This window comes from Niallia sp. 03133 (genome assembly GCF_052663225.1).
The window spans coordinates 1-352 of sequence record NZ_JBQTCY010000047.1; the positions used below are offsets into that span (position 1 = coordinate 1).

General features: G+C 38.9%; 1 protein-coding gene. It reads right to left on the reverse strand.

Annotated features, from left to right (window positions below; all coding sequences use genetic code 11):
• The coding region (locus ACTYBU_RS22550; protein WP_445493262.1) for a PTS glucose transporter subunit IIA at positions 1 to 352 on the reverse strand (352 nt) is incomplete at both ends.

A 352-nucleotide genomic window follows, 5' to 3' on the forward strand; every position in this document is an offset into this window, starting at 1 on the left:
CACTGTACCTTCTGATGGAATTATTGCAAATCCATCCCCCATCATTTTTTCAGCGAACACTGGATCTGGAACTTCTGAAATCGGCACGATTTGCCCTTTGATTGGTGCGACAATAGAATCCTCTTCACCAGCATCTTGTTGTGGTTTAGCATTTTCATCTTTAATAGATACAATTTCTTCTTCTTTTATGTCTACATTACCCTCTTTATTAATCTGCACAGACTCGCCTTCTGCGAGATTTGTAAAGACAATTGGCGTAGTTGTAGATGCTGCGTTTTCTTTAATATAGTCTAAGTCTACTTTTAATAACGGCTGACCTTTTGTTACTTGGTCATTCTCTGCTACTAACGCC